This is a genomic window from Fretibacterium fastidiosum, from assembly GCF_000210715.1.
GTDB classification, from domain to species: Bacteria; Synergistota; Synergistia; order Synergistales; family Aminobacteriaceae; genus Fretibacterium; species Fretibacterium fastidiosum.
Window position 1 is genome coordinate 1385479 of record NC_021038.1, and the last position, 5829, is coordinate 1391307.

Consider the following 5829-nt stretch of genomic DNA (forward strand, 5'->3'; position numbering starts at 1 on the left):
CAGGAGTTCGTCGAGAAGGTGGAGATGGTGCGCGGGGCCCTGCCCGAGCTGGGGCTGACCACGGACCTGATCGTCGGCTTTCCCGGGGAGACGGAGGAGGATTTCGAGGACTCGCTGAGCGCGCTCTCCGAGATCCGATTCGACCTGGTGCACAGCGCGGCCTACTCCGAGCGGGAGGGCACGCCGGCCGCCACGATGCCCGGAGCCCTGCCCCAGGAGGTGCGACTCGATCGCCTGACGCGGCTCAACGAGCTGCAGGACGGGATCACGCTCTCCATCAACCGGGCTCTCCAGGGCCGCACGTACCGCGTCCTGGCGGACGGCCGTGCGCCGCGGGGCACGGGCCTGCTCCAGGGCCGAACGCCCACGGACAAGGTCGTGATCTTCCCCGGCGACGAGGCGCTCCTGGGACGCTTCGTCGACGTGCGGATCACGGAGGCGGAGTCCTGGTGCCTGCACGGGGAGACGGTTTAGTGGGATATACTGGCTCCGTCTGCAGGGAGGCAGGGGCGGAGCCGGGTGCCGTCGCGGCACGAAATTCTTTCGGCCCTCCGGCGTCCGGCCGCGGGGCAGGGCCTTCGGGAGGGCGAGGTTCTTCGATGTTTAAAAGGCTGTGGTCCATCTACGTGAGGTTCTTTCGGATCGGCGCGTTTACCATAGGCGGGGGCATCGTGATGCTGGGCGTGATCGAGGCCGAGGTCCGGGCCACGGGCGAGTTCACCGACGAGGAGATCGCGGACATGATCGTCCTGGCGACGGCGGTGCCCGGCCCCATCGCCACGAACCTCTCCTTCGTCGCGGGCAGGGCCATGGGCGGCCTTCCCGCCGCCGTCACGGCCGTCCTGGGGACGGCGACGGCCCCGTTCCTCAGCATCCTTTTCCTGTCCTCCCTCATCATCGAACACCTGAAGAACCCCTGGATGATCTCCTTCTTCCTTGGGGCGACGGCGGGGGTGGTCGTGGTGGTGTGGAATTCCCTGTGGAAGATGATCCGCTCCTCCGTGCTGAAGGGCGTCCCCCAGGCGCTTGCCTTCGCGACGACGGTGGGGCTCCTGTTCGTCTGGGACGTCAATCCTTTCATCGCCCTGGCCGCGGGAGGGCTGGTCTCGATCCTGGGCGGGCGCTTCCTCCCCGGAGGAGGGCGGGCGTCATGAGCACGGTCCTGCTCTTGATGGGCGTCTTTGCCAAGGTGGCCCTGGGCGCCTTCGGCGGTGGCCTCGCGACGATCCCCTTCATTCACCGAGAGCTGGTGGAGCTGCACCCGTGGCTGACGGAGGAGATGTTCGGCCAGACGGTGGCTCTGGCGCAGATGACGCCTGGCCCCGTGGCCTTGAACTCCGCGACGTTCGTCGGCTACCGCATGGCGGGGTTCTGGGGCTCCCTGGGGGCCAGCGCGGCGGTGGTGGGGGCGCCGCTCCTGGCCATCGCCCTCCTGCTGTGGCTAATCTCCCGCGCCTCCCAGAGGGCGCAGGGGCGGATCGCCGCCTTTGAAAAGGGCCTGCGCCCCGCGGTGGCCGGGCTCCTGTTCGTTGCCTTCTGCACGCTGGCCCGCCCCCTGCTGCCCGCACCCTCCTCCCTCCGCGCCATGCTGCCCAGGCTGGCCCTGATCGCCCTGGCCTTCCTCTGCCTTGCGCTCTCCAGGCTCAGGCCCTTCAAGGCCTACCCCCAGCTCCTGATCCTCTTCGCCGCCCTGATGGGGCTGCTCCTGAGGGGGCTTTTGGCAGCCCAATAGGCCCCGTTGCCCTTCGTCGGAGGGCTCCTTCCTTATCTTTTGCCAAGGAGTGATCGCCTTGTCCTGTACGTCCAACGTCCTGCGCTTTGACCCGCAGCGCTATCGCTATGCGTCGCGCCGTAACGTGGTCTACGGCTCCCGCGGGATGGTCGCCGCCTCTCAGCCCCTTGCGGCCCAGGCGGGGCTGGCCGTCCTGAAGGAGGGGGGCAACGCCGTGGACGCCGCCATCGCCACGGCGGCGTCCCTGACGGTGGTGGAGCCCACCAGCAACGGCCTCGGCAGCGACGCCTTCGCCCTCGTCTGGAAGGACGGTCGGCTCCATGGCATCAACGGCAGCGGCTTCGCCCCCCTGGCCTGGTCGCTGGACGCCTGGCGGGAACGGGGCTGGAAGAGGAACCCCGTGAACGGCTGGGGGGCGGCTACGGTGCCCGGAGCGGTAGCGGTCTGGTGCGAGCTCTCCCGCAGGATGGGGCGCCTGCCCCTGGCGAGGGTCCTTGCCCCCTCCATCGAGTACGCTCGGGGCGGGTACGCCGTTTCTGCCAACGTGGCCTTCAACTGGGCCAGGGCCTTTGAGCGGTTCAAGGTCCTCCGCTCGCCGGAGTTCTTCGCCTGGCTCCCCACCTTCTGCCCCCTGGGGCGGGCGCCCCGTGCGGGGGAGGTGGTGCGGCTGGAGGACCACGCGAAGACCCTGGAGGGCATCGCCGAAAGCGGGGGGGAGGACTTCTACCGGGGTGCGCTCGCGGCGGGGATCGTGGCCTTCTCGCGGGTGACGGACGGCTTCTACACCCTGGAGGACCTCGCCGCCTTCGAGCCGGAGTGGGTGGACCCCGTGTCCGTGAGCTACCGGGGCTACGACGTGTGGGAGATCCCGCCCAACGGGCAGGGCATCTGCGCCCTCATGGCCCTCAGCATCCTGAAGAACTTCGACTTCCGGGCGCGGGACGACGCCGAAACCTTCCACCGCCAGATCGAGGCCATCAAGCTGGGGTTTGCCGACGCCCATCGCTACGTGGCGGACCAGCGCTTCAGCCCCGTCCCCGTGAAGGAGCTTCTGGCAGACGCCTACGGCGCGGCCCGCAGCCGGCTGATCGAGGGCCGGGCCGAGGACCGCAGCGCGGAGGACCCCATGCCGGGCGGCACGGTGTACTTCGCGACGGCCGACGGCGAGGGCTGCATGGTCTCCTTCATCCAGAGCAACTACATGGGCTTCGGTTCGGGCGTGGTCGTCCCCGGGACGGGCATCGGGCTCAACAACCGCGGACACTGCTTCTCCCTGGACCCGGATCACCCCAACGTCATCGCCGGGCGCAAGCGGCCCTACAACACCATCATTCCGGCCTTTCTGACGCGGGAGGGGAGGCCCGTCGGGCCCTTCGGCGTGATGGGCGGCTTCATGCAGCCACAGGGGCACGTCCAGGTGGTGATGAACGTCGTTGACTTCGGCATGAACCCGCAGGAGGCGCTGGACGCACCGCGCTGGCAGTGGACCGGCGGGATGAAGGTCGCCGTGGAGCCGGGCTTCCCCGCGTCGGAGGCTCAGGCCCTGGAGGCCATGGGGCACGAGGTCGTGCCCGAGGTGTCCTCGAACGGCTTCGGGCGGGGACAGAGCATCTGGCGGACGGAGGACGGCTCGCTGGTTGGAGCCACGGAGCCGCGCACGGACGGCTGCGTCGCGGCCTGGTGATCGGGCCGGGGGAGGGGACGGGGCCTCTCCCCGCCCTCAGCCTTTGAACCAGCGGCGGCGGGTCAGGAGGTAGCAGAGGGGCAGCAGGTAGACGTAGGCGGCGTAGGGGACGGCCCCCGCTCCTGCGCCCATCATCGTCAGGGGCACGGAGCAGCCGATGCACCAGGGCACCATCCCTGCCGTGATCACCGCGGAGTTCGCGAGGTCCTGGGCGAGTTCCGCGGGGGGCAGGCCCCGCTCCCCGTAGGGGTGCCGGACGACGTGGACCGTCATCATGACGGCGACGGTCTGATTGCAGAAGACGGCGTTCGCCAGGGTCCCCAGGGTCAGGGTGACGGGGTAGGCCCCCAGCGCGTCCATCGCGCGCACGAGGCGGGACTGAAGGCCCTTCAGGATTCCCGTCCCGTCGAAGATTCCGGCGAAGGTGCCCGATATCATGAGGGCGGCGCTGATCTCCAGCATCGAGACGAGGCCCCCTCCGTTGAAGATCGCGCGGACGCTGCCCTCCGGCGCGTGGAAGCCCATGAGGGCGAAGCGCAGGGCCCCCGCCGTCCCCGTCCTCTGCAGGAGGACGGCGCAGAGGAACGCGCAGAGGATGCTGACGCCGAACGAGTGGAGCACCTTGACCTTGAAGAGGGGCAGGACCAGCATCACGAGGGCCGGAAGGGCGCACCAGGGGCTGAGGTGGAAGTCCAGGTTCAGGGACGTCAGCACCGCGCCCTCCCCGCCCAGCATGGGGTTTTTGAAGGAGAGCCACGCGTGGAGGCCGAGCGCGAGGAGGAGGGGCAGGAACGCGGTCCGCATCATGAGCTTGACGTTGTCGTAGAGGTCCATGGAGGTGAGGGCGGCGACGAGGTTGGCGCAGGAGGAGGCGGGAGAGGCCCGGTCGCCGAAGTAGATGCCCGACAGGATGGCCCCCGCAGCCGCCAACTCGTTCACGCCCCCGCTGCGGGCCACCGTCATGAGCGCCACGCCGAGGGTCCCCGCCGTGGCGAAGGAGGACCCCAGGGCGTAGGAGAGGGTGCAGGAGAGGAGGAAGGCCGACAGGATGAACGTCGAGGGCGAGAGCAGCCTGAGCCCCCAGGCGGTGAGGAGGGCGAAGGTCCCGGCAGCGCGCCACAGCCCCGTCAGGACCCCGATCGTCAGCATGACGCGGACGACGATGAGGGACTCCCGCACGCCCCTCCAGGCCATGCGGAGGAGCGAGGGGAGCGCGAAGCCCCGGCGCAGCCCCACGCCCATGAAGCCGGCAAACCCCGCGGCCAGCGCCCAGAGCATGGAGTAGCCGCAAGCCAGCGATCCGGCCATCAGGGCTGCGAAGACGGCGAAGACAAGGGTAAGCATTCAGCGTTTCTCCATCGTGTGGGATAGGGATAAATTCGGGACGGCGAGGGGGAGGTGTGTTGACCTTCCAGCCTCGCCGTCCCGACTGTTTTTGACCGGGGGCCTTACGCCCTGCGCCTCAGGAGGAACGCCGCTGCCAGGGCCATGGCCAGGCCGCTCGATGCCGCGTTGCAGCCGCCGCCCTTCCCGGACTTCTGCTCCCGCACCGTGACGACGAACGACCTGCTGGTCGTGGTGGCGGTGGAGTAGCCGCTGCCGCTGAGGTTCGCGGAGGCGGTGACGGCGACGGAGGTCGTGCCCAGGGCGCGACCCGTCAGCTGGATCGTCCTGCCGTCCAGCACGGCCGCGTCCACGACGCCGGCAGTGCTGGACGAGGTGACCTGAAGCGTGTAGGGCACGGCGAGGGTCTCGCCGTTCAGTGTCGTCCGCACCGTCGGGGTGACGACGCGGACCTGGTTCGGGGTCAGCGTCTGATCCGGGATGGGGGCCATGTCGAGAAGCACGATGGGGGCGTCCCTTCCGACCCGGACGGTGAGGGGACGGGACGACGCGGAGGCCTTTGCGCCCGAGGCCGTCCAGCCGTGAACGACGGCGGTCAGGGTGGTCACGCCCTCGCGGAGGGCCGTGACGCGCCCGTATCGGTCCACGCTGAGCACGGTGGCGTCGCCAACGACCCATTCGACGCCCCCCGGATGGACGCTGCCGTCCAGGGAGGCGTCCACGGGGAAGAACCTGACGTCGTAGGACGCGCTGTGCCCCAGCTGGACGTAGGGCGCCCCGGTGAGGTCCGCGCTGACGAGGGCCACCGGGGTGGCCTCGAAGGCTCCCGCGTCGTAACCGCCGAGCTGAGGACGCGGCGTGCCGCACTCGTCGATGGAGACGACGCCGGCTGCTGCGGTGGGGACCAGGTCGCGCGCGGGGGAGGCGCCGGCGAGCTTCAGGACCTGGACGTCCTTCACGCTTTCGAGCTTGAGGGGAGCCGTCAGGAAGACGTCCTCCGCTTTCTGGTTCGTCAGGCTTCCCGGTCCGGCGCTGGCGTTTGAGGTCCCAAGGACGTTGTAGCGCACGG

General features: G+C 69.7%; 6 protein-coding genes. 4 read left to right on the plus strand and 2 right to left on the minus strand.

The features are described 5' to 3' along the window. The 4 genes from SY1_RS06355 to SY1_RS06370 form a co-directional block, all read left to right on the plus strand. On the plus strand, positions 1-474 hold a 474-nt coding region (locus tag SY1_RS06355), incomplete at its 5' end, for a TRAM domain-containing protein (protein WP_208873121.1). 125 nt (positions 475-599) lie between these two features. Further along, the gene (locus SY1_RS06360) at positions 600-1154 is read left to right on the plus strand and encodes a chromate transporter (protein WP_015556538.1); all 555 of its coding nucleotides are present in this window, start codon (positions 600-602) and stop codon (positions 1152-1154) included. Further along, positions 1151-1732, plus strand: coding sequence for a chromate transporter (locus SY1_RS06365; RefSeq protein ID WP_015556539.1), 582 nt, complete (start codon positions 1151-1153; stop codon positions 1730-1732). Before SY1_RS06360 ends, SY1_RS06365 begins: the two co-directional genes overlap by 4 nt. 49 nt (positions 1733-1781) lie before the next feature. After that, entirely contained in the window at positions 1782-3416 is a 1635-nt protein-coding gene (locus SY1_RS06370) for a gamma-glutamyltransferase family protein (protein ID WP_423868977.1), read from the plus strand. A gap of 36 nt (positions 3417-3452) precedes the next feature. On the opposite strand, the gene SY1_RS06375 is transcribed toward SY1_RS06370, so the two are convergent. Further along, a complete protein-coding gene (locus SY1_RS06375; protein WP_015556540.1) occupies positions 3453-4760 on the minus strand; it encodes a Na+/H+ antiporter NhaC family protein in 1308 nt (435 codons plus the stop codon). Between the two features lie 104 nt (positions 4761-4864). Beyond that, on the minus strand, positions 4865-5829 hold a 965-nt coding region (locus tag SY1_RS06380; RefSeq protein WP_208873122.1), incomplete at its 5' end, for a choice-of-anchor Q domain-containing protein.